The sequence below is a fragment of the Sinorhizobium sp. P24N7 genome, assembly GCF_042436655.1.
Taxonomy (GTDB): Bacteria; Pseudomonadota; Alphaproteobacteria; order Rhizobiales; family Rhizobiaceae; genus Sinorhizobium; species Sinorhizobium meliloti_A.
In genome coordinates this window covers 161,937-184,233 of the sequence record NZ_JBHMIW010000014.1, presented here as the reverse complement: position 1 = coordinate 184,233, position 22,297 = coordinate 161,937, and the positions used below count along the sequence as shown (strand labels likewise).

General features: G+C 62.1%; 19 protein-coding genes and 1 tRNA gene. 13 read left to right on the top strand and 7 right to left on the bottom strand.

The genetic code is table 11. From position 1 onward, the window contains the following. Nucleotides 1-119 precede the first annotated feature (119 nt). Nucleotides 120-1,268: an anhydro-N-acetylmuramic acid kinase gene (locus tag ACFHWW_RS23945; RefSeq protein WP_379941205.1), complete on the top strand. Its 1,149-nt coding sequence runs from the start codon at nucleotides 120-122 to the stop codon at nucleotides 1,266-1,268. Between the two features lie 87 nt (nucleotides 1,269-1,355). Further along, on the top strand, nucleotides 1,356-2,558 hold the full coding sequence (locus tag ACFHWW_RS23940; RefSeq protein ID WP_379941203.1) for a GGDEF domain-containing protein: 1,203 nt from the start codon (nucleotides 1,356-1,358) through the stop codon (nucleotides 2,556-2,558). Between the two features lie 456 nt (nucleotides 2,559-3,014). Here the strand turns inward: ACFHWW_RS23940 and ACFHWW_RS23935 are convergent, their stop codons facing one another. Further along, nucleotides 3,015-3,692, bottom strand: coding sequence for an alpha/beta hydrolase (locus ACFHWW_RS23935; RefSeq protein ID WP_018095045.1), 678 nt, complete (start codon nucleotides 3,690-3,692; stop codon nucleotides 3,015-3,017). Nucleotides 3,693-3,910: 218 nt separating this feature from the next. On the opposite strand from ACFHWW_RS23935, the gene ACFHWW_RS23930 reads away from it, so the two are divergent. From ACFHWW_RS23930 to sufA, 7 genes are all read left to right on the top strand, one after another. Then, complete coding sequence (locus ACFHWW_RS23930; RefSeq protein ID WP_379941201.1) at nucleotides 3,911-5,077, top strand: cysteine desulfurase family protein; 1,167 nt, start codon at nucleotides 3,911-3,913, stop codon at nucleotides 5,075-5,077. A gap of 154 nt (nucleotides 5,078-5,231) precedes the next feature. Further along, entirely contained in the window at nucleotides 5,232-6,701 is a 1,470-nt protein-coding gene (gene sufB / locus ACFHWW_RS23925; RefSeq protein ID WP_003531481.1) for a Fe-S cluster assembly protein SufB, read from the top strand. 77 nt (nucleotides 6,702-6,778) lie between these two features. Then, nucleotides 6,779-7,534 (top strand): Fe-S cluster assembly ATPase SufC, encoded by a 756-nt coding sequence (gene sufC / locus ACFHWW_RS23920; RefSeq protein WP_003531483.1) that lies wholly within the window; start codon nucleotides 6,779-6,781, stop codon nucleotides 7,532-7,534. A 22-nt stretch (nucleotides 7,535-7,556) separates the two neighbouring features. Next, on the top strand, nucleotides 7,557-8,834 hold the full coding sequence (sufD, locus tag ACFHWW_RS23915) for a Fe-S cluster assembly protein SufD (protein ID WP_100673174.1): 1,278 nt from the start codon (nucleotides 7,557-7,559) through the stop codon (nucleotides 8,832-8,834). 12 nt (nucleotides 8,835-8,846) lie between these two features. Further along, entirely contained in the window at nucleotides 8,847-10,091 is a 1,245-nt protein-coding gene (locus ACFHWW_RS23910; protein WP_338282945.1) for a cysteine desulfurase, read from the top strand. A 10-nt stretch (nucleotides 10,092-10,101) separates the two neighbouring features. Continuing rightward, nucleotides 10,102-10,482, top strand: a complete 381-nt coding sequence (locus ACFHWW_RS23905) for an SUF system Fe-S cluster assembly protein (protein ID WP_379941198.1) — start codon at nucleotides 10,102-10,104, stop codon at nucleotides 10,480-10,482. A gap of 94 nt (nucleotides 10,483-10,576) precedes the next feature. Further along, nucleotides 10,577-10,969, top strand: a complete 393-nt coding sequence (gene sufA / locus ACFHWW_RS23900) for a Fe-S cluster assembly scaffold SufA (RefSeq protein WP_018095040.1) — start codon at nucleotides 10,577-10,579, stop codon at nucleotides 10,967-10,969. Between the two features lie 81 nt (nucleotides 10,970-11,050). On the opposite strand, the gene sthA is transcribed toward sufA, so the two are convergent. The 5 genes from sthA to phaC all read right to left on the bottom strand — a co-directional run bounded on the left by sthA (nucleotide 11,051) and on the right by phaC (nucleotide 16,824). Further along, complete coding sequence (sthA, locus tag ACFHWW_RS23895; RefSeq protein ID WP_379941196.1) at nucleotides 11,051-12,454, bottom strand: Si-specific NAD(P)(+) transhydrogenase; 1,404 nt, start codon at nucleotides 12,452-12,454, stop codon at nucleotides 11,051-11,053. 141 nt (nucleotides 12,455-12,595) lie between these two features. Then, the gene (gene radC / locus ACFHWW_RS23890; protein ID WP_379941194.1) at nucleotides 12,596-13,384 is read right to left on the bottom strand and encodes a RadC family protein; all 789 of its coding nucleotides are present in this window, start codon (nucleotides 13,382-13,384) and stop codon (nucleotides 12,596-12,598) included. Continuing rightward, complete coding sequence (map, locus tag ACFHWW_RS23885; protein ID WP_379941192.1) at nucleotides 13,381-14,220, bottom strand: type I methionyl aminopeptidase; 840 nt, start codon at nucleotides 14,218-14,220, stop codon at nucleotides 13,381-13,383. The genes radC and map overlap by 4 nt, the downstream gene beginning before the upstream one ends. A gap of 28 nt (nucleotides 14,221-14,248) precedes the next feature. Continuing rightward, entirely contained in the window at nucleotides 14,249-14,968 is a 720-nt protein-coding gene (gene sfsA, locus ACFHWW_RS23880; protein WP_379941190.1) for a DNA/RNA nuclease SfsA, read from the bottom strand. A gap of 20 nt (nucleotides 14,969-14,988) precedes the next feature. Beyond that, entirely contained in the window at nucleotides 14,989-16,824 is a 1,836-nt protein-coding gene (gene phaC, locus ACFHWW_RS23875) for a poly(3-hydroxyalkanoate) polymerase subunit PhaC (RefSeq protein ID WP_379941188.1), read from the bottom strand. 211 nt (nucleotides 16,825-17,035) lie between these two features. Between phaC and ACFHWW_RS23870 the strand changes: the two genes are divergently transcribed. From ACFHWW_RS23870 to recJ, 4 genes are all read left to right on the top strand, one after another. Next, complete coding sequence (locus tag ACFHWW_RS23870; RefSeq protein ID WP_198516793.1) at nucleotides 17,036-17,341, top strand: SHOCT domain-containing protein; 306 nt, start codon at nucleotides 17,036-17,038, stop codon at nucleotides 17,339-17,341. A gap of 123 nt (nucleotides 17,342-17,464) precedes the next feature. Next, on the top strand, nucleotides 17,465-18,682 hold the full coding sequence (locus ACFHWW_RS23865) for an LL-diaminopimelate aminotransferase (protein ID WP_010969423.1): 1,218 nt from the start codon (nucleotides 17,465-17,467) through the stop codon (nucleotides 18,680-18,682). A gap of 80 nt (nucleotides 18,683-18,762) precedes the next feature. Then, entirely contained in the window at nucleotides 18,763-20,085 is a 1,323-nt protein-coding gene (locus ACFHWW_RS23860) for a homoserine dehydrogenase (RefSeq protein WP_379941185.1), read from the top strand. Nucleotides 20,086-20,214: 129 nt separating this feature from the next. Then, a complete protein-coding gene (gene recJ / locus ACFHWW_RS23855) occupies nucleotides 20,215-22,017 on the top strand; it encodes a single-stranded-DNA-specific exonuclease RecJ (protein ID WP_379941183.1) in 1,803 nt (600 codons plus the stop codon). A 73-nt stretch (nucleotides 22,018-22,090) separates the two neighbouring features. On the opposite strand, the gene ACFHWW_RS23850 is transcribed toward recJ, so the two are convergent. Next, nucleotides 22,091-22,166: transfer RNA gene (locus ACFHWW_RS23850), tRNA-Glu, on the bottom strand. Nucleotides 22,167-22,297: the final 131 nt, after the last annotated feature.

The following is a 22,297-nucleotide window of genomic DNA, read 5'->3' as shown; positions in this document are numbered from 1 at the left end:
ACGTGTGCGCCGGGCCTTTATCACTGTTTCTTCGAAAGTGCACGTTTTTGCTTGGCGGGTGTTTTGCTATGAACGCAGACGCGGGTAGGAAGCGGCGCGCGTTCGGCGGAGGATAATGCATGGGCAAGGTATTGGCGGCGATCGGCCTGATGAGCGGCACGAGCATGGACGGCATAGATATCGCAGTCGTGCGAACGGACGGTGACACCATCGTCGATCGCGGCCCGTCCGCCGGATATGCCTATGATCCGCAGTTCCGGGAACGCCTGAAACAGGGCCTCGAAGATGCCCGGTCGATTGTCAAACGAGAAGAGCGGCCGGGTACTCTCGCAGACCTTGAGCGCGACCTGACGTTGCGGCACGCACTGGCCGTCCGGATGTTTCTGCATGAAAACAATATTTTACCCGATAATGTTGATGTAATAGGTTTTCACGGTCAAACCGTCCTGCATCGCCCTGACCAAGCCTTGACGGTACAGCTTGGCGATGGCGATCTGCTGGCGCGGGAGACCGGGCTCGACGTGGTCTATGACATGCGGGCCAATGACATGGCCAATGGAGGCCAGGGCGCGCCACTCATTCCCGCCTATCACGCCGCCCTGGCGCGCGGTCTCTCCGAGATCGGGGCGTTCGCCACTCCCGTCGTCTTCGTCAATATCGGCGGCATTTCCAATCTCACCTACATAGGCGCAGGCGAAGAAATCGTCGCTTATGACAGCGGACCCGGCAATACGCTGATCGATCAGTGGGTAGAGGCTCACGCCGGCATTCCCTACGATCAGGGCGGCATGATCGCGAGCGAGGGCGGCGTCCTGCCGGAACTCGCCGACCGTTATCTTTCTCACCCGTTCTTCAGTGCTGAGAAACGCCGCTCGCTCGACCGTAACGACTTCGCGCCTCCGGCGGCAAGCGATGCCAGCCTCGAGGATGGCGCGCGTACCCTCGCTCATGTGACGGCTGCCGGCATCGTCCGGTCCGCACGCCATCTTCCGGCAAGTCCGGCAACCTACGTTGTCTGCGGCGGCGGCCGCCTGAATTCCGTAATCATGAGCGACCTTCGCGCGCTTGCGGAAGCGGAGGGCGCGCGCGTGCTTGCCGCGGAAGCGGCGGGTCTCAACGGGGATTCGATGGAAGCGGAGGCCTGGGCCTACCTCGCCGTGAGATCGCGGTACGGATTGCCTTTGACCTATCCGGGGACGACCGGCGTCAGCCGCCCGGTAAGCGGAGGTCGGCAGGCCGCAAAACCCGCACAAGCCGAGTCGGCTTAATGATTTCTTCGCGCGCCTTCGCTAATCTACGCCACGACAGCGGAGAGCCGTGGGCTCGTTGACCGCGGAAGGACTTTCGGAACTTCGATGGGTGGTGCACTTTCACTTCTGGCGGTGAATTTCGTCATTGCCCAGATATTCGCGGCGGCTTTTCTCGTCATCGCCGCGAAACGACGTCCGGGGCGGCCGGCAGCCTGGTGCGCCGCTGGATTTGCCATAGCCTCTCTGGCTGCGATTTGTGAAGCCGTTCTGCCGTTTACGCCTGTACCCAAGCTCTTCGCCGTCGGGGCTTTCGCAAGTGTCCTTGCCGGCTTTTGTCTCCTGCGTTTCGGCCTCGGGCTCTTTTATGGCGTACCGTCAAAGCCGTGGGCCCTTGCGGCTTTCTTCGCCGCTTCGGTAATCCTCGATCTGTTTATCTACGATCTTCCGCGCGGAACGTTGCGGCACGCCTTCTTCTACCAGGCGCCGTTCTTCCTCATCCAGGCCTGGACCGCAGCCGCGGTTATCCGTTCCCGGCGCCGCTCCTACGCGGACTGGATCCTAATTGGCTTCCTCGCGATGAATGCGCTCCATTTCCTCGTCAAGATCTATGCGGCCGTCGCCGCGGGGGCGGGCGCCACGGCTTCGGACTATCTTCAGAGCCCCTTCGCCTTGATTTCGCAGGCGTTCGGCGCCGCGCTGATCGTCGGGACCGGCGTCGCGATGTTGGGCGTCATGGTCAAGGACATCGTCGACAAGGCACGCGCCAGCTCCGAGACCGACGCCCTTTCGGGTCTCCTGAACCGGCGCGGCTTCATCGAGCGCGTCGCCCCTTTGCTGCCGACCCGCAACGCCGAGGGTCCGGGCGCGCTGATCCTTACGGATCTCGACCGGTTCAAGGGCGTCAACGACACCTATGGCCACCACACGGGCGACGAGGTAATCCGCCAGTTCGCGCGTGTGCTTCTCGAACTCATGCCCAGCCGTGCTGCGGCGGCACGCCTGGGGGGCGAGGAGTTTGCGGTATTTCTTCCCGGCGTGGGCCTGAGCGATGCGCGTGTCGTTGCTCAGGGAATGCGTGCCGCCACCGCCTCAACGCCTATCCCCGGGCTCCCGGAGACGGCGACGATCACCGCAAGCTTCGGTGTGGCGGCGATCGAACCGGGAGAGCCGCTGGAAACGGCGCTACAGAGGGCGGATAAGGCGCTGTACGCTGCCAAAGCCGCGGGGCGCAATCGTGTCGAATCCGCAGAGCCGTCCGCGCGTGTCGTGACCCCCGCTGTTTCCCAGTGGATCAAGCGAAAGTTGTAGGGGCCGCACATCCCCGGTCCCTCATTCCTGTGCTTGTCACAGGAATCCAGCCAGACCAAGTCCTTGGGCTGAAAAGGCTCTTCCGCGCCGCAGACGCGGCGCTGCTGGATCCCTGTGTCAAGCACAGGGATGAGGCGAGGAGAGATTGCAGTCCGCCGAAAAATTTTCCTACAGCGCCGCGCGTCTTATCAGACGCGCAAAGGTCGCTGTAGCACTTTGAGTTGCTGCATCTTTTTGCCATTGATCGGCTACGATCAACGGAACAGCACGCTCGGTACTCAAGGAATTCAAGCGCATTGCCATGCGTGCCGACAAAACCGACCCGAGCTTCAACGCCATTATCCATCTCGCAGCCGTCATAAACTCAAAATGAATCTCAACAGGCACTAGACGCACGGCAAGCGACAGCCCGGGGAACGTGCAGGATTCCCGGGCTGCCTCATGGAATGGTGCGGTTCAGCGGATGCGTTTTGCCGCGGGCTCGGGTACCAGTTCGCCGTTGAGCCGGCGGTCGAGATAGTCTTCGCATTCGGCCATGAGGGTCTCGACCTGGCCGTTGAAGAAGTGGTTGGCGCCCGGTACCGTCTTATGCGTGATCAGGATGCCCTTCTGCGTCTTGAGCTTCTCGACGAGCCCATTGACGTCCTTTTCCGGCGCGACCTTGTCGGAATCGCCGTTGATGATCAGACCGGAAGAGGGGCAGGGCGCCAGGAAGGAGAAATCGTAGATGTTCGGCTGCGGTGCCACCGCCATGAAGCCCTCGATTTCCGGACGCCGCATCAGCAGCTGCATGCCGATCCAGGCGCCGAACGAGTAGCCGGCGACCCAGCAGCTCTTGGAATCGGGGTGCAGGCTCTGTACCCAGTCGAGCGCGGACGCGGCATCGGAAAGCTCACCGGCACCATGGTCGAATTCGCCCTGGCTGCGGCCGATGCCCCGAAAATTGAAGCGCAAGGTGGTGAAGCCGCGCTTCTGGAACATGTAGAAGAGCTGGTACACGATCTGATTGTTCATCGTGCCGCCGAACTGCGGGTGCGGATGCAGGATGATCGCAATCGGTGCGCTCTTCTGCTTCGAAGGCTGATAGCGGCCCTCAAGGCGACCGGCCGGTCCGTTGAAAATGATTTCGGGCATTGGCTCTCCGGGAGTGCTTTGGTTCAATTCCGTCGTTCTTGGTGCCGATCTGTCTTGACTAAACCAGTCAGCTTTTCTAGAACCTACTTTAGAACCGTTCAAAACTTTGGTGCGGACCTCCGCATAAGCTTCGTCTCTTAAGGCAAGCGGCGCGGAAAATTCAAGGAAAATGCAACGGGCCGTTCGAAGCGGTCGCAGCAGGCCTAGCGAAGGAATCGATGTCGGGATCGCGCATCTACATGGACTGGAACGCCACGGCGCCGCTTCTGCCGGAAGCGCGCGAGGCGCTCCTGTACGCGCTCGATCAGCTCGGCAATCCCTCTTCGGTCCACGGCGAAGGGCGTGCGGTGCGCGCCCTTGTCGAGAGCGCCCGACGCGATGTTGCCAATCTGTGCGGCGCGCAACCCGCAGCGGTCGTCTTTACCAGCGGCGCGACGGAAGCGGCGAACATGGTGCTGACGCCGCAGTTGCGCATGGGGCGCACGCCGCTCAAGGCAGGCAAGCTCTATGTTTCGGCGATCGAGCATCCGGCCGTGCGCGAGGGCGGGCGTTTCGCGCGCGAGGATGTTTGCGAGATACCGGTGACAAATGCCGGGATCGTCGACTGCGCAGCGCTCGACGATCTGCTTCAGGCCCATGACCGTGAGACCGGTCTGCCGATGGTGGCCGTCATGCTTGCCAATAACGAAACGGGCATCATTCAGCCGGTCGCCGAGGTTGCGGCGATCGTGCGCGCGCATGGCGGTATCCTGGTCGTCGATGCGGTCCAGGCGGCCGGCCGGCTGCCGCTTTCGATCTCATCGCTCGGCGCGGACTTTCTGATCCTGTCGTCGCACAAGATCGGCGGCCCAAAGGGGGCGGGCGCACTCGTCGCCCGCGGCGAGATCATGATGCCTTCTCCACTGATTCGCGGCGGCGGACAGGAGAGGGGCCATCGTTCGGGGACCGAGAATGCAGCCGCGCTTGCGGGCTTTGCGGCTGCAGCACGCGCCGCGGCTGGGAATATCGACGGGCGCATGGCCGCCATAGCCGCGCTGCGCGACGGCCTCGAGGCGGAAATGCAGTCCTGCGCCCCCGATGTGGTGATCCACGGGCGCGACGAGCCCCGCCTGGCAAATACCTGCTTCTTCACGCTTCCGGGGCTGAAAGCCGAGACCGGGCAAATCGCTTTCGATCTCGAGGGCGTCGCCTTGTCGGCGGGCTCGGCCTGCTCGTCCGGAAAGGTCGGGCAAAGTCACGTCCTGACCGCCATGGGCTACGATCCCCGCCAGGGTGCGCTCAGGATTTCGATCGGCGAGGCGACGACGCAAGCGGAAATCGAGCGCTGCGCGGCAGCATTCGCGAAAGTGGCGGCGCGGCGCCGCTCGGCCGGACAGGCGGCGTGAAGCGGAGAGCATTGAATGAAATTGCGGAAAAGCAATTTTCCGCTTGGCAAATGGGGTGAAAAGCGCCTTTTAGCCATTACATAAGCGGTGCGCGAATACTTGCATCGTATTGACAAGCTGCCGGACCTTGGATCCGGCGAGATTGGAGAACGACATGCCTGCCGTGCAGGAAACCATTGATCAGGTCCGCCAGATCGACGTGGACCAGTATAAATACGGCTTCGAGACGACGATCGAGATGGACCTTGCTCCGAAGGGGCTGTCCGAGGACATCATCCGCCTGATCTCGTCCAAGAAGAACGAACCGGAATGGATGCTCGAATGGCGCCTCGAGGCTTATCGCCGCTGGCAGACCATGGAGGAGCCGACCTGGGCGCGCGTCCGCTATCCGAAGATCGACTTCAACGACATCCATTATTACGCGGCGCCGAAGGGCACGACCGGGCCGAAGTCGCTCGACGAGGTAGACCCGGAACTCCTCAAGGTCTACGAGAAGCTCGGCATTCCGCTGAAGGAACAGGAGATTCTCGCCGGGGTCGAGAAGTCGAAGATCGCCGTCGATGCGGTGTTCGATTCGGTCTCCGTCGTCACCACCTTCAAGGAAGAGCTGAAGAAGGCCGGCGTCATCTTCATGTCGATCTCCGAGGCGATGCGGGAGCATCCGGACCTCGTGCGGAAGTATCTCGGTACGGTGGTGCCGCAGTCGGATAATTTCTATGCGACGCTGAACTCCGCGGTCTTCACCGATGGCTCCTTCGTCTATGTGCCGAAGGGCGTTCGGTGCCCGATGGAGCTTTCGACCTATTTCCGCATCAACGAGAAGAATACGGGCCAGTTCGAGCGTACGCTCATCATCGCCGACGAAGGCGCCTATGTCTCCTATCTCGAAGGCTGCACGGCGCCGCAACGCGACGAGAATCAGCTTCATGCGGCAGTGGTCGAACTGATTGCGCTCGACGATGCCGAAATCAAGTACTCGACGGTGCAGAACTGGTATCCGGGCGACAAGCAGGGCAAGGGCGGCATCTATAATTTCGTGACCAAGCGTGGCGATTGCCGCGGCAAGAACTCGAAGATCTCCTGGACCCAGGTCGAGACCGGGTCGGCGATCACCTGGAAATATCCGTCCTGCATCCTGCGCGGCGACGGTTCGCGTGGCGAGTTCTACTCGATCGCAGTTTCCAATGGTCACCAGCAGATCGACTCGGGCACGAAGATGATCCACCTCGGCAAGAACACGTCGAGCCGCATCATCTCCAAGGGCATTGCAGCCGGCGTTTCGGAAAACACCTATCGCGGTCAGGTCTCGGCGCACCGCAAGGCCGAGAACGCCCGCAACTTCACCCAGTGCGATTCGCTTCTGATCGGCGATCGGTGCGGTGCGCACACGGTGCCTTATATCGAGGCGAAGAATTCGACTGCGCAGTTCGAGCACGAGGCGACGACGTCCAAGATTTCCGAGGACCAGCTTTTCTACTGCCTGCAGCGCGGCATTCCGGAAGAGGCGGCGATCGCTCTGATCGTCAACGGCTTCGTCAAGGAAGTTATCCAGGAATTGCCGATGGAATTCGCCGTCGAGGCGCAGAAGCTGATCGGCATCTCGCTCGAAGGCTCCGTGGGCTAAGGCCCGTCCGAATACCGAACCGGCGCACGGAATTTGTGCGCGATAGAAGATTTCGTTTCCCAAGAGGACGAACACACATGCTTGAAATCAAGAACCTGCACGCACGCATCGCCGAGGACGGCACCGAGATCATCCGCGGCCTGAACCTGACCGTGAAGGCCGGCGAAGTCGCGGCCATCATGGGGCCGAACGGTTCCGGCAAGTCGACGCTCTCCTACATCCTCTCGGGGCGCGAAGATTATGAAGTGACCGAAGGCGACATTCTTTATAACGGCGAAAGCATCCTGGAGCTCGACGCTTCGGAGCGAGCCGCCAAGGGTATCTTCCTCGCCTTCCAGTATCCGGTCGAGATCCCGGGTGTCGCTACCATGCAGTTCCTGAAGGTGGCGATGAACGAACAGCGCAAATACCGCGGCGAAGAGGAACTGACGACGCCGGAATTCATGCGCCGCGTCAAGGAAGCTGCCGCCGAGCTGAAGATCGCGCCCGAAATGCTGCGCCGTCCGCTCAATGTCGGCTTCTCGGGCGGCGAGAAGAAGCGCGCGGAAATCCTGCAGATGGCTCTGCTCGAGCCGAAGCTCTGCGTTCTCGACGAGACCGACTCCGGCCTCGACATCGATGCGCTGAAGATCGTTGCCGATGGCGTCAACGCACTGCGCTCGCCTGATCGCGCTGTCGTCGTCATTACGCACTACCAGCGCCTGCTCAACTACATCGTTCCGGACACCGTCCATGTGCTCTACAAGGGCCAGGTCATCAAGTCCGGCGACAAGACGCTGGCGCACGAACTCGAGGCCAACGGCTACGCGGATATCATCGAGGCGGCAGCCTGACGCCTGTCGAAGGAGTGTTCGAATGAATATGCAACAGGCCATTAAGATGACGGCGGCCGAAACGGCGCTCGTCGATGCCTATACGGCGCAGATCGGTGATCTGCCGGGCGACGGGGCTGTGCTGTCGCTTCGCGACACGCTGGTTCACGAGTTGAAGACGGCAGGTCTGCCGACGCGCCGCGTCGAAGCCTGGCACTATACCGACCTGCGTACGCTGCTGCGGGCGGTGCCGGCGGCCGATCCGGCCGCCTTTGCCGAGCGCGTCGAGCCGGTCGTCCCGGGCTCGTCTGTTCTGTCCGTGCGCAACGGCCAGGCGGATATCAAGAGCGTTCCCGAAGAGCTGACCACTCGCTCCTATACCGAGAGCCTGCTCGATGGCTCGGCGGTAGCCGGGCTCTCCGTGCTCGGCTCGGATGATGCGATCGGCCGGATCAATGGCGGCCTCGTGCGCGGCGGACTGGAAATCACCGTCGCCGCCGGCGCGCAGATCGAAGCTCCGATCGAAATCCAGGTGGTTCAGAGTCATGGTCAGGCGCATACGCGCTTTCCGGTCTCCTTCGGCGCTGGCGCGAAAGCGACCGTAATCGAACGCCATCTTTCGACGAATGCGGAGCCGAGCTTCGTTTCCTCGGTAAGCGACGTGACGCTCGCAGACGGCGCCGACGTGATCTGGATCATCCTGCAGCAGCAGGGTCCGGCGGACACGCATCTCGGCCAGATACGCTTCGATCTCGGCAAGGACGCGAAGCTGCACCTCTTCGTCATCAACGCCGGCGGCAAGCTGGTCCGTCAGGAACTGCATGGCCGTGCGAGCGGCGAGGGCTCCGACCTGACGCTGCGCGGCATCAACCTGCTCGGCGGGGACAGCCACACGGATCTGACGTTCACGCTGAGCCACAACGTGCCGCACACGACGTCGAGCGAGATCATCCGCAACGTCGTCTTCGATCGGGCGAAGGGCGTGTTTCAGGGCAAGATCCTGGTCGCACAGGACGCGCAGAAGACCGACGCCAAAATGTCGTGCAACACGCTGCTCTTGTCCGACGACGCGGATTTCTCTGCGAAGCCGGAACTCGAAATCTTTGCAGATGACGTGCAGTGCGGCCACGGTGCAACGGTCATCGATATTGATCACACGCAGCTCTTTTACCTTCTCGCTCGCGGCATTCCGGAAAACAAGGCGCGCGCCATGCTCGTCAATGCTTTCGTCGCCGAGATCGTCGAGGAACTGGAAGACGACGAGGCACTGGTCGAGGCGCTGGAAGGCATAGTCGCGGCCTGGCTCGAAAAGCACGCCTGATTGGATAGAGACATGGAACATCCTGCGCCGCCGGTAGCGGCATACGACGTCGAAGCGGTCAGGAAGGATTTCCCGATCCTTTCACGGACGGTCTATGGCAAGCCGCTCGTCTATCTGGACAACGGCGCGTCGGCGCAGAAGCCGCAACTCGTTATCGACGCCGTTGCCCATGCCTATTCCAACGAATACGCCAACGTCCATCGCGGCCTGCATTTCCTGTCGAATGCCGCGACGGAAGCCTACGAACAGGCGCGCGAAAAGGTTCGCCGTTTCCTGAATGCGCCCTCGGTCGACAACATCATCTTCACCAAGTCGTCGACGGAGGCGATCAACACGGTCGCCTACGGTTATGGAATGCCGCAGCTCGGCGAGGGGGATGAGATCGTCATCTCGATCATGGAGCATCACTCCAATATCGTTCCCTGGCACTTTATTCGCGAGCGACAGGGCGCGAAGCTCGTCTGGGCGCCGATCGACGACGACGGCGCGTTCCACATCGAAGACTTCGTCAAATGCCTGACGGAGCGGACCAAGCTCATCGCCATCACGCACATGTCGAACGCGCTGGGCACCGTGGTTCCGGTCAAGGAGATCTGCCGCATTGCCCGCGAGCGCGGCATTCCGGTGCTTGTCGACGGCAGCCAGGGTGCGGTGCATATGCCCGTCGACGTCCAGGACATCGATTGCGACTGGTATGTGATGACCGGTCACAAGCTCTACGGTCCTTCCGGCATCGGCGTGCTCTATGGCAAGACCGAACGGTTGAAGGAAATGCGCCCCTTCATGGGCGGCGGCGAGATGATCGAGGAGGTGACCGAGGACCGCGTCACCTACAACGATCCGCCGCATCGCTTCGAGGCCGGTACGCCGCCGATCGTCCAGGCGATCGGGCTCGGCTATGCGCTCGATTACATGGAGAAGGTCGGCCGCGAGGCGATCAGGGCTCATGAGGCGAGCCTGACGGCCTATGCCCGCGAGCGCCTGTCCTCGATCAATTCGCTGAGGGTTTTCGGCGACGCACCCGGCAAGGGGAGTATCTTTTCCTTCGAGATCGCCGGCATCCATGCCCATGACGTGTCGATGGTCATCGATCGTGCCGGCATTGCCGTGCGCGCCGGAACGCATTGTGCGCAGCCGCTCTTGAAACGGTTCGGCGTCACCTCCACATGCCGGGCGTCCTTCGGTCTTTACAACACCCCGGCCGAGGTCGATGCGCTGGCGGACGCCCTGGAACACGCACGCAAGTTTTTCGCTTAGGGAGACGGACATGGGTCTCGAGCAAACACAAGAAAAAGTCGACGTCCGCGAAGGCATCGTTCATTCGGCCATTGCGCCGGAGGAACTGGCGCGCCTCAGCGATGACATCATCGCGGCGCTCAAAACCGTCTATGACCCGGAAATACCGGCGGACATCTTCGAACTCGGCCTCATCTACAAGATCGACATCGAAGACGACCGTATGGTGAAGATCGACATGACGCTGACCGCGCCAGGCTGCCCCGTTGCCGGTGAGATGCCGGGCTGGGTCGAAAATGCCGTAGGCGCCGTCGAGGGCGTTTCGGGCGTCGAAGTGTCGATGACCTTCGATCCGCCGTGGACGCCTGACCGCATGTCGGAAGAGGCGCAGGTTGCGCTCGGTTGGTATTGAGCACCTGCCGATATTGATCCGTCGGCACGCGGGCATTACATTCAGTCTGGAAGCGCCGGGCCTTTAACCCGGCGATACGAAGGAGATGGAGCCTATGGGCTTTGCCGTTATGAGCCTGACCGATGCCGCCGCCAGCCGGGTTCGGTCGATCGTGGAAAATGCCGGAGGCGAGGCCAAAGGCATCCGCGTCAGCATCAAGAAGGGCGGTTGCGCCGGCATGGAATATGCCGTCGATCTCGTGAGCGAACCCAATTCGAAGGACGACCTGGTCGAGCACCAGGGGGCGAAGGTCTGGGTGGCCCCAGAGGCCGTGCTTTACCTTCTGGGCACGCAGATGGATTTCGAGACCACCACGCTGCGCTCGGGCTTCACCTTCAACAATCCTAATCAAACTTCTGCCTGCGGCTGCGGCGAGTCGGTGGAGCTGAAGCCGGCCGATCTCGCGGCACTTGCCGAGCGCGGCGACGCGGTGGTCCGCGCCAGCTGATTCCGTGGGCGTATCCGCCCCTCATCCAGCCTGCCGGCCCTTCTCCCCGTTTTGACGGGAAGAAGGGACTTAGTCCCGCCGTCATTCCGTCTTGATCTCTCCCATGCGGTTCCATGCATCGAGGCCCGCGATCTTGTAGGCTTCGGCCAGGGTAGGGTAGTTGAAGGTATTCTCGACGAAATATTCGACGGTGCCCTTCAGGTTGAGGACGGCTTGGCCGATATGGACGAGTTCGGTCGCTCCTTCGCCGATGATATGGACGCCGAGCAGCCGCCTCGTCCTGAGCGAGAAGATCATCTTCAAGAGTCCCGAATCCAGGCCCATGATGTGCCCGCGCGAAGTCTCGCGGAACCGGGCGATACCGCATTCGTAGGGAATTCCGCGCTCTTTGACTTCTTCCTCGGATAGGCCGCAGGTGGATATTTCCGGCACGGCATAGATGCCGTAGGGGAAATATTTCTGCGGCTCCTTGGCGATTGCGCCGACCGCAACACGGGCCGCGATGCGGCCCTGTTCCATCGAGGTCGAGGCGAGGCTCGGAAAGCCGACGACATCGCCGGCGGCGTAGATATTCGGAACGGTCGTCTGGAACGTTTCCGGATTGACGGTCAGCCGACCGCGGGCGTCGGCCTCGAGACCTGCCGCAGGAAGATTGAGCGCATCCGTCGCGCCCATCCGGCCGGCGGCGAAAAGCACCATGTCCGTCGTGATCTTGCGGCCGTTGTCGAGGCTAAGCAGCACCTTGCCGTTGTCGAGCCGCTCCACTTTGTCCGCCTTCTGGCCCAAGTTCAGTTTCATCGCGCGGTCGCGCAACTGATAGGTGAAGTCCTCGACGATCTCCCGGTCGATGAAATCGAGCATGGTGTCCTTCGGGTCGATGACCGTTACCTGGATGTCGAGGGCGCTGAAGATGGTGGCGTATTCGATGCCGATGACGCCGGCGCCGATCACCACAAGCGAGCGGGGCAGTTCACGGATGTCGAGCAGTTCGTCACTGTCTACGACCGTCCTGCCGTCGAAAGGCATGTAGTCAGGCCGAAAGGGCTTCGTTCCCACTGCAAGCAGGATGCTGGTGCCGGAAACGAGCATGCTCTCGTCGTCATCCTTGGAGATCTCGAGCGTCGTCGGCCCGACGAAGCTCGCCCTGCCACGGATGTGCTGCACGCGGTTTCGCGCGAACTGGTGTTCGAGCACCTCCACCTCGTGGTTGAGCGTTATGATGAGACGACGGCGCAGATCTTCGGCGCTGATCTCCTGCTTGACCCGATAGGAGCGGCCGTAGAAGCCGCGCTCGCGCCAGCCGGTCAGGTTGAGCGCCGTTTCACGCAGCGTTTTCGACGGAATGGTACCGGTGTGGACGGAAACGCCGCCGACCCGTTTTCCCTGTTCGATGACGAGCACCTTCTTGCCCAGCTTCGCGGCCTGGATGGCGCCCCTGCGCCCGGCCGGACCACTGCCGACAACGATGAGATCGTACTGGTTCATGAACGCTTCCCCTGCTCGTGTGAGAATCGTTGTGCGATGCGGCATCTTTCGCGCAGGCACAGCTATATCGTCAATCGCACCGTTTGATGACGTGCAATGCCGCAGCGCCCTGTTCTGGATGCGTCTGCTGCATATTTTCCATCAGAACAATCGAAGCCCTTTGAGGCTGACGTGGCCGTCTTTGCCGATGATGACGTGATCGTGAAGCGCAATGCCGAGCGGCTTGGCGGCCTCGGCGATGAGCTTGGTCATGTCGATGTCGGCGCGTGACGGCGTCGGGTCGCCGGAGGGATGGTTGTGCACTAAAATCAAGGCGGTAGCGGAAAGTTCTAAAGCGCGCCTGACCACCTCGCGGGGATATACGGGCGTGTGGTCGATCGTTCCTTGCTGCTGAACCTCGTCGGCGATCAGCGTGTTGCGCTTGTCAAGGAAAAGGATGCGGAACTGCTCCTTCGTCTCATGCGCCATCGCAGCGTGGCAATAGTCGATCACGGCGCTCCAGGAGGACAGAACCTGTTTGTTGCGCAATTCGCTCCTGAGCATGCGGTGGCTGGCGGTCGCGACGAGCTTGAGATCGAGCGCAACGGACTCTCCGACGCCTTTGACTTCCTGAAGGAGGTGCAAGGGAGCGCCGAAGACGGCCGCCAGCGTGCCGAAGCGGTCGAGCAGCGCCTTGGCGATCGGCTTGGTATCGCGACGGGGTATGAGGCGGAAGAGGATGAGCTCGAGGAGTTCGTAATCCGCCAGCGCCGCATCCCCGTGTTCGCGGTAGCGGGCTCTCAGGCGGTCCCGATGGCCGTGATAGTGCGTATTGGTTGACGGCGCCGGCGCAGTTGCGTGGCTGTCGCGGGTCGGCTTCTGCGGGAAAAACCGGCGTTCGTCCGCGGCGTCGAAAAGGTCGTCGGGTTCGGCGGGCGGGGTCTTCGTCACGCGTCGCCCGCGACGTGAATGCCGGGCTTGAAGAGGCCGGCCGGTGAGAGCGTGAATATTTCGCAGCCCTCCGCCGTGACGCCCACCGTGTGTTCGTATTGGGCCGACAGGGATCGATCGCGCGTAACCGCCGTCCATCCGTCCGAGAGGACCTTCACATGCGGGCGGCCAAGATTGATCATCGGTTCGATCGTGAAGATCATGCCTTCCTTGAGCTCCGGCCCGTCATTGGCGCTGCCATAGTGAAGGATATTGGGCGCGTCGTGAAAGAGCCGGCCGACGCCGTGACCGCAGAAGTCGCGAACCACCGAACAACGCTCGGCTTCCGCATAGGCCTGGATCGCCTCGCCGATTGCCCCCGTGCGCGCGCCCGGGCGAACCGCCGCTATGCCGCGCATCAGGCATTCATGCGTTACGTCCAGCAGGCGCTCGGCGGCACGCTTTATCTCTCCGACGGGATACATCCGGCTTGAATCGCCGTGCCACCCATCGACCACATAGGTCACGTCGATGTTGACGATGTCCCCTTCGCGCAGCGGCTTGTCGTTGGGGATGCCGTGACAGACCACGTGATTTATCGAGGTGCAGGAGGATTTCGTGTAGCCGCGATAGTTGAGGGTTGCAGGGAGCGCGCCGTGGTCCATGCCGAACTCGAAGACGAAGCGGTCGATCTCGTCCGTGGTCACGCCCGGGCTCACGCGCGCGACGAGCTCGTCGAGGCAGCGCGCGGTCACCTGACAGGCCTTGCGCATGCCTTCAAACCCCTCCGGCCCGTAAAGTCGAATGACACCGGTGTTCTTGTAGGGAGCCGCGTCGGCCTCGATGTAAGTTACCATTCCAGATTTCCGTTGTTTCAGGCGATTTTCATAAAACAGCAGGGACCGGTTCGTCCACTACGATCGGTCCTGCCGCCAGGATTTGCGCCGGCGATACCGCGCATTTGACCGCATAGGCCTCGACGCCGCGTGCGCTCGCCCTTTCGAAAGCACGAGCATAGACCGGGTCGAGCTCACGGCATATGCGGAAGCGACTGCAATCGCCTCTCTGGATAAGATAGAGCATGATCGCGCGGTGTCCCGCCTCGACCATATCGCCCAGTTCCTCGAGATGTTTCGCACCGCGTTGGGTCGGGCTGTCCGGGAATTCGGCGAGACCGCGGACGCGACTGAAATGGACGTTCTTCACCTCGACATAGGCGAGGCCCTTTTCCGCATCACTGAGCAGAATGTCTATCCTGGAGTTGCGGCCGTATCTCTGCTCGCGCCGGAGCGTGCCGTAGGTGTGAAGATCGCCCACCTGTCCGGCCATGATTGCCTCTTCGGCGATCCGGTTCGGCAATCCGGTGTTGATGCCGACCAGCGTGCCGTCCGCCTCGACGATCTCCAGCATGTGGCGATACTTGCGCGTCGGACTGTCGTGTTCCGAGAGCCAGACCTGCGAGCCCGGTGTGGTCAGGCCACGCATCGAGCCGGTATTCGGGCATGAACCCGTGATTGCCGTTCCATCGGCCAGAATAGCGTCGAAGAGGAAGCGTTTGTAACGCTGCACAAGCGTCGCAGGGACGAGCGGGCGAGGGAAATTCAAGGGGATTGCACTCTCTGCGGTCAGGCGCGCACGCGCACGTAGGAGCCGGGCGCTTCCTCGATGGAATTGAGCGGACCTCCGGCCTTGCGCGCCGGGATCCTGCGTTTGTCGAGCCGTTCGACCCAGCCCTGCCAATGCGGCCACCACGACCCGGCCGATTCCTTTGCCTTACCCATCCAGGTCTCGAGGTCGCCCTTCGGCGCGCCTCCCGTCCAGTATTGGTACTTGCTTCGGGCGGGGGGGTTGACGACACCGGCGATGTGGCCGGAGCCGGAGAGCACGAAGGTCACCTTGCCGCCGAAGCTGCTGCTGCCGAGGAAAACCGACTTTGCCGGCGCGATGTGGTCCTCTTTCGTCGCGAGATTGTAGATCGGAATCTTTACGTCGCCGAGGGAGACGCGGCGGCCGGCAAGCACCATCTCGCCCTTGGAGAGCCTGTTCTCGAGATAGCAGTTGCGCAAATAGAAAGAGTGGTTGGCCGCGGGCATTCGCGTCGAATCGGAGTTCCAGTAAAGCAGGTCGAAGGGCAGCGGATCCTGGCCCTTGAGGTAATTGTTGACGAAATAGGGCCAGATCAGTTCCGAAGCCCGGAGCATGTTGAAGGCCGACGCCATCTTCGAGCCTTCGAGGTAGCCGGTGGCGCTCATATTGGCTTCGAGGTGGCGGATCTGGTCGTCGTCCACGAAGACCTTGAGATCGCCGGCGTGGGTGAAATCCACCTGCGTGGTGAAGAGCGTCGCGGAGCGAATGCGGTCGTCGCCTTCCGCGGCATGGAGCGCCAGGGTGGCGGCGAGCAGCGTCCCGCCGACGCAATAGCCGATGGAATTGACTTCGCGCTCGCCGGTTGCCTGCTCGATAATATCAAGAGCGAAACCTATGCCTTCGCGTGCATAGGCTTCCCAGTCCTTGGAGGCATGGCGTTCGTCCGGGTTTACCCAGGAGATGACGAAGACCGTGTGGCCCTGGTCGACCGCCCATTTGATGAAGGACTTCTCCGGGTTGAGGTCCAGCACGTAGAATTTGTTGATCCAGGGCGGGCAAATGAGCAACGGCCGCTTCAGCACGGTCTCGGTGCTCGCCTCGTATTGCAGCACCTGGCAGACATCGTTCTGCGCGATCACCTTGCCCGGAGTGATCGCGATGTTCTCTCCGATGGCGAACTTGCTGGTGTCCGTCTGGCGGAGCCGAAGCTCGCCGCTCCCGGCGGCTATGTCTTCCGCCAACATCTGCATGCCTTTGACGAGATTGGCGCCGCTCGAAGCCACCGTTTCGCGATAGAGCTGCGGGTTGGTCGTGATGAAGTTGGTCGGGGAAAGAGCGCTTGCAATCTGGCGAACGTAGAAGGCCGCCTTGTGGCGGGTATGATCGTCAAGGCCCTCGGCGTCCTTGACCATGCGCTCCGCCCAGTCGGAGGTGACGAAATAGGCCTGGCGGATGAAGTCGAAAAACGGATTCTTCACCCAGTCTTCGTCGGCGAAGCGCTTGTCGTTGCGCTGAAGGTTGGCCGGGTCCTCCACGGCCTCGCCGGCCATGCGGTGGAGCGTCCGCGACCACATATCGAAGAAGCTGCCGAGAAGATGAGTCTGGGCTTCGAGTGTCCGCCGGGGGTCGGAGAGCCAGTATTCCGAGACCTTGGAAAGCGTCTTGACCATATCGGAGACGGGCTCGGCGAAACTATCGGTCTTCTCGCCCGCTTCGCGCGGGGCGAGCCATGCAGAAGCGGCTTTTCCGAGCTGCTCTGCCGCACGAGCCATGTTGATGGCCAGGCTTTCGGGATCCTTGACGATGTAGGGCTCGACAGATTTCGGGTCGAAGCCGGCAAAGCCCGTAGCGCCCTCAGCCTTCTCTGCTGTCACCCGGCGTCCTCCACAGCATCTTGTTTGTTTTGTATTTTTACATTCTGCCCGAAAATGATTACAAGGGCTACTGCATGTTCCCGTGATCGTAGCCGGTCGAAGGACAAAAACATGCAGCAGATCAAAGTGCTACAGCGACCTTTGTGCGTCCCGGGAGACGCGCGGCGCTGTAGCGCATCGTTGCGCCGCAGAAACAGAGGTCATCGCCAGCATGCTTGCCGTCGGAAAACAGCGTTCGCTTTCTTGGATGTCCGCACTGATTCTCGCAGGCGTGCTCGCGGGCTGCAATTCGACGGCGGACCTTGCCACCTATCCTTCGGTTTACGGTCAAAAGCCCGCCGCCATGCAGCAGATGACCAATGAGGAGGCGCTGAACATGCAGGGGCAGTTGACGGCACTTGCCGGGCAGCGCCGGTCCGGCGCGATCTCCGAAGCCGAGTACCGGCGTCGCCTGAAGGAATTGCAGGTTCTGGCCGAGCAGCACGGTGCCGACACGCTGAAACAGATCGAGAATTAGCGCTTGCCTTTCTCGTGTTTTGGCCGCAAAGCGTTGAATGGCCGCGATGGCGGCCGTTCACCCCGCGCATGTCGAGCGAAGAGCCCAAGGGCTGCAAAGACGCGCGCCAAATGAGGTCTGGAGATGGAAGAGTTTCATAAAGTCCGGCGTTTGCCGCCCTACGTTTTCGAACAGGTCAACCGTTTGAAAGCGAGCGCGCGAGCGGCCGGTGCTGACATCATCGACCTCGGTATGGGCAATCCGGATCTTCCGACCCCGCAGTCAATCGTGGACAAGCTGTGCGAAGTCGTCCAGGACCCGCGGACGCATCGTTATTCGTCATCGAAGGGCATTCCCGGGCTGCGCCGTGCGCAGGCCGCCTATTATGCACGCCGCTTCGGCGTCAAGCTCAATCCCGAGACGCAGGTCGTCGCGACCCTCGGCTCCAAGGAAGGCTTCGCCAACATGGCGCAGGCCATTACCGCACCCGGCGACGTCGTCCTCTGCCCGAATCCGACCTATCCGATCCACGCCTTCGGGTTCCTGATGGCAGGCGGCGTCATCCGCTCGATTTCGGTCGAGCCGGACGAGAGCTTTTTCCCGCCGCTCGAGCGTGCGGTCCGGCACTCGATCCCAAAGCCGCTGGCGCTGATCCTCAACTACCCGTCCAATCCGACGGCGCAGGTCGCGACGCTCGATTTCTACAAGGATGTCATCGCCTTTGCGAAGAAGCACGACATCATCGTGTTGTCGGATCTCGCCTATTCGGAAATCTACTTCGACGACGCACCGCCGCCCTCGGTTCTGGAAGTGCCGGGTGCAACCGATGTGACCGTCGAATTCACCTCGATGTCGAAGACCTTCTCCATGCCCGGCTGGCGCATGGGCTTCGCCGTCGGCAACGAGCGACTGATCGCGGCGCTGACGCGCGTGAAGTCCTATCTGGACTATGGCGCATTCACCCCGATTCAGGTAGCTGCGACGCAGGCGCTGAATGGTGACGGCAGCGATATCGCCGAGGTGCGCGCCATCTACAAGCGGCGCCGCGACGTCATGGTGGAAAGCTTCGGCAAGGCCGGTTTCGAGGTTCCGCCGCCGCCGGCGACGATGTTCGCCTGGGCGAAAATCCCCGAGAAGTTCCGCCATCTCGGCTCGCTCGAGTTCTCCAAGCTTCTCGTCGAGAAAGCGGATGTCGCCGTTGCTCCGGGCATCGGCTTCGGCGAGCAGGGCGACGACTATGTTCGTCTCGCTCTGGTGGAGAACGAACACCGGATCCGCCAGGCCGCGCGCAATATCAAGCGCTTCCTTTCTTCGGCGGACGAGACGATGCACAACGTCATCTCGCTCAACGCACATCGGTAAGGAGCCGGGCTGTGCCCGTTTCCGCACCCAAATTGCCCCGCCTGGTCTGGCGGGGCGCCTCTACGTGTTAGGAACTTGCTATGGCAGATGCCCTCAAAATCGGCATTGCGGGCTTGGGGACCGTCGGTGCCTCGCTCGTGCGGATTCTCCAGGATCGTCATGAGACGATGGCGACCACATGCGGCAGGGCGATCGAGATTACGGCCGTAGCGGCAAGAGACCGGGCGAAAGATCGGGGCGTGAAGCTCTCGGGCGTCGCCTGGTTCGACGACGCAGTTTCCCTGGCGTCTGAAGCAGACATCGACGTCTTTGTCGAACTGATGGGCGGCGCCGGAGACCCGGCCTATTCTTGCGTGAAGGCGGCGCTCACGCGCGGCGTCCATGTGGTGACCGCCAATAAGGCGCTTCTGGCAGCACATGGTGTCGAACTGGCGGAAATTGCCGAGAAGCATGGCGCGCTTCTGAATTACGAAGCTGCGGTCGCCGGCGGCATTCCCGTCATCAAGGCGCTTCGCGAGTCCATGACCGGCAACACGATCTCGCGCGTCTACGGTATCATGAACGGCACATGCAATTACATCCTGACGAAGATGGAGAGGGAGGGTCTCTCCTTCGAGGAATGCCTCAAGGAGGCTCAGCGGCTCGGCTATGCCGAGGCCGATCCGGCCTTCGACATCGAGGGCAACGACACCGCGCACAAACTCTCGATCCTGACGAGCCTTGCCTTCGGCACCGCGATTGCTGCCGACGACATCTATCTCGAGGGCATCACCAACATCTCGATCGAAGATATCCAGGCTGCTTCCGACCTCGGATACCGTATCAAGCTTCTCGGAGTCGCCCAGCGGACCGATAGCGGCATAGAGCAGCGCGTCCATCCGACCATGGTACCTCACGACACCGTCATCGCGCAGGTCGACGGGGTGACCAATGCGGTTGCGATCGAATCCGACATTCTTGGAGAGCTTCTGATGGTGGGCCCGGGTGCGGGCGGGGACGCGACCGCCTCAGCCGTGCTCGGCGATATCGCCGACATCGCCAAGAGCCGACCCGGCGCGCAGCACGTGCCGGCATTCGGCCGTCCGGCGAAGGCGCTGTTGCCCTATAAGCGCGCCCGGATGCAGAGCCATGAGGGCGGCTACTTCATCCGGTTGAAAGTGGTCGACCGCACGGGCGTCTTCGCCAATGTGGCTAAGCACATGGCGGAGAACGACATCTCGCTGGAATCGATCATGCAGCATTCCAAGCACTATGCCGACCCGGCCGAGCCGAAGACGATCATCCTCGTCACGCATGCGACATCAGAGGCTTCCGTGCGCAAGGCAATCGTCTCGATCAAGGGCGAGGGCTACCTCGTCGGCGAGCCGCAGGTTATCAGGATCGAGCGTCCGAAGGCCTGGTGACCGCGCGTCCTCATCAAATCTGTTGAGAAGCCGCTGCGACCGGCGACTTGCAGGCCGAACTGCACCCCCGCCGGTTTTTCAGTGCCGAAATCTTCGCTAAGAACGGAGGGACTTCGGGCGGGTAGACAGATGGACGTTTTGGCGGATCCGATCCAGCGGGCATTTCTCGGCGTTGAACGCTCGGTCAGCGGTCAGCGCTGGGTGTCGCGCCTCGATCAGGCGGGCCAGAACCGTGCCCTGGCCATCAGTCAGATCCACGGCTATTCCGAACTCATCGCGCGCGTGCTTGCCGGGCGCGGCGTCGGACTGGACGACGCGTCGGCATTCCTCGAGCCGACCTTGCGCGCACTGATGCCTGACCCCGACACCCTGACCGACGGCCGCAAGGCGGCCGAGCGGCTCGCCGATGCCATTCGTCGCCGCGAGAAGGTGGTGATCTTCGGGGATTACGATGTCGATGGTGCGGCCTCGTCCGCGCTCATGGCGCGTTTCCTGCGGCATTTCGATATCACCGCCGAGATCTATATTCCCGACCGCATTTTCGAGGGCTACGGTCCGAACCCGCAGGCGATCGATCAATTGATCGATCGGGGCGCCGAACTGATCGTCACGGTCGACTGTGGCTCGACGAGCCATGAAGCCCTGGCGGTGGCGGCAGAGCGCAGGACCGATGCCGTGGTCATCGACCACCATCAGGTCGGCTCGGTGCTGCCGCCGTGTCACGCCCTGGTGAATCCCAACCGGGAGGACGACCTGTCGGGGCAGGGCCATCTCTGCGCTGCGGGCGTCGTCTATCTGGTACTGGTCAATACATTGCGCGTGCTCCGCCTCAGGGGCGACCCGCGCGCGGCATCCTTCGACCTCCTGTCGCTGCTCGACCTGGTGGCGCTTGCGACCGTCTGCGACGTGGTGCCGCTCAAAGGCCTGAACCGGGCCTATGTCGTCAAGGGCCTGCTTGCCGCGCGGCACATGGGCAATGCGGGTCTCGCCGCACTCTTGCGCAAGGCGGCGATCGGCGGACCCGTGACGCCCTATCATCTCGGCTTCCTGCTTGGCCCGCGGATCAATGCCGGCGGGCGAATCGGCGACGCTGCGCTCGGCAGTCGTCTGCTGACCCTCGACGATGCCGCGGCGGCGGAAATCATCGCCATCCAGCTCGATGAACTCAATCGCGATCGCCAGGCGATGGAGGCGGCGATGCTTGCGGAGGCGGAAGCCGAGGTACTGGCGGAATACGGAACGGGCGAGGGCGCGTCGGTGATCGTCACTGCCCGGCAGAACTGGCACCCTGGGATCGTCGGCCTCATCGCAGCACGCATCAAGGAGAAATTCCGCCGGCCGGCTTTTGCGATTGCGTTCGATCCGAACGGCCGCGGAACCGGATCCGGCCGTTCGATCAACGGTTTCGACATGGGGCGGCTCGTCCGTGCGGCCGTCGACAACGGCCTGCTGGTCAAAGGCGGGGGACATGCAATGGCCGCCGGGCTGACGGTCGAGCGCGGTAAGCTCGGCCAGCTTCGGCAATTCTTCGAAGAGCGCGCCGAAACTGCCGTTCGCGATCTCGTCGCCGTCCAAACGCTCAAGGTCGATGGCGCGCTGGCAGCGGCCGGGGCGACGCTCGACCTCGTCGATCTTCTCGACCAGGCGGGACCCTATGGCTCCGGCCATCCGCAGCCGCTCTTTGCCTTCCCGCAACATCGACTGCGCGATAGCCGTCAGGTCGGGGCCAACCACGTGAAGGTGACGCTCGAGGGGCAGGACGGCAGCCGCATGGAAGGCATTGCCCTTCGCGCGACGGAGACGCCGCTCGGCGATTTCCTGCTCGGCAACCGCGGCGCCACCGTTCATGTCGCGGGTTCCGTGTCAGCGGATCTGTGGCAGGGGACACGCAAGGTTCAACTGCGCGTGACGGACGCCGCGAAAGCAAATTAAACGCCGAGGCGGCGCCAACGGGTGTAGCCGAATCAGAGACTTACGGACTTTTCCTAAAGACTTTGAAGAGGAATGGCACGCCCAACGGGAATCGAACCCGTGTTTCCGCCGTGAAAGGGCGGCGTCCTAGACCGCTAGACGATGGGCGCCTGCTGCAGCGATTTTGTGCGTCTGAAAGGCGCACGCGCTGTAAGACAAGGCGGCTTATAGAGAGCGCTTCGGATTCTCGCAAGAGACCGCGGGCGGTAAATTTCGATTTTTCCTGGGAAAAGATCGGGTG

Excerpts from the sequence above, each read along its gene's own strand:
- ACFHWW_RS23945 (WP_379941205.1), top strand. The coding sequence starts at position 120 with ATGGGCAAGGTATTGGCGGCGATCGGCCTGATGAGCGGCACGAGCATG.
- ACFHWW_RS23940 (WP_379941203.1), top strand. The coding sequence starts at position 1,356 with ATGGGTGGTGCACTTTCACTTCTGGCGGTGAATTTCGTCATTGCCCAG.
- ACFHWW_RS23935 (WP_018095045.1), bottom strand. The coding sequence starts at position 3,692 with ATGCCCGAAATCATTTTCAACGGACCGGCCGGTCGCCTTGAGGGCCGC.
- ACFHWW_RS23930 (WP_379941201.1), top strand. The coding sequence starts at position 3,911 with ATGTCGGGATCGCGCATCTACATGGACTGGAACGCCACGGCGCCGCTT.
- sufB (WP_003531481.1), top strand. The coding sequence starts at position 5,232 with ATGCCTGCCGTGCAGGAAACCATTGATCAGGTCCGCCAGATCGACGTG.
- sufC (WP_003531483.1), top strand. The coding sequence starts at position 6,779 with ATGCTTGAAATCAAGAACCTGCACGCACGCATCGCCGAGGACGGCACC.
- sufD (WP_100673174.1), top strand. The coding sequence starts at position 7,557 with ATGAATATGCAACAGGCCATTAAGATGACGGCGGCCGAAACGGCGCTC.
- ACFHWW_RS23910 (WP_338282945.1), top strand. The coding sequence starts at position 8,847 with ATGGAACATCCTGCGCCGCCGGTAGCGGCATACGACGTCGAAGCGGTC.
- ACFHWW_RS23905 (WP_379941198.1), top strand. The coding sequence starts at position 10,102 with ATGGGTCTCGAGCAAACACAAGAAAAAGTCGACGTCCGCGAAGGCATC.
- sufA (WP_018095040.1), top strand. The coding sequence starts at position 10,577 with ATGGGCTTTGCCGTTATGAGCCTGACCGATGCCGCCGCCAGCCGGGTT.
- sthA (WP_379941196.1), bottom strand. The coding sequence starts at position 12,454 with ATGAACCAGTACGATCTCATCGTTGTCGGCAGTGGTCCGGCCGGGCGC.
- map (WP_379941192.1), bottom strand. The coding sequence starts at position 14,220 with ATGGTAACTTACATCGAGGCCGACGCGGCTCCCTACAAGAACACCGGT.
- ACFHWW_RS23870 (WP_198516793.1), top strand. The coding sequence starts at position 17,036 with ATGCTTGCCGTCGGAAAACAGCGTTCGCTTTCTTGGATGTCCGCACTG.
- ACFHWW_RS23865 (WP_010969423.1), top strand. The coding sequence starts at position 17,465 with ATGGAAGAGTTTCATAAAGTCCGGCGTTTGCCGCCCTACGTTTTCGAA.
- ACFHWW_RS23860 (WP_379941185.1), top strand. The coding sequence starts at position 18,763 with ATGGCAGATGCCCTCAAAATCGGCATTGCGGGCTTGGGGACCGTCGGT.
- recJ (WP_379941183.1), top strand. The coding sequence starts at position 20,215 with ATGGACGTTTTGGCGGATCCGATCCAGCGGGCATTTCTCGGCGTTGAA.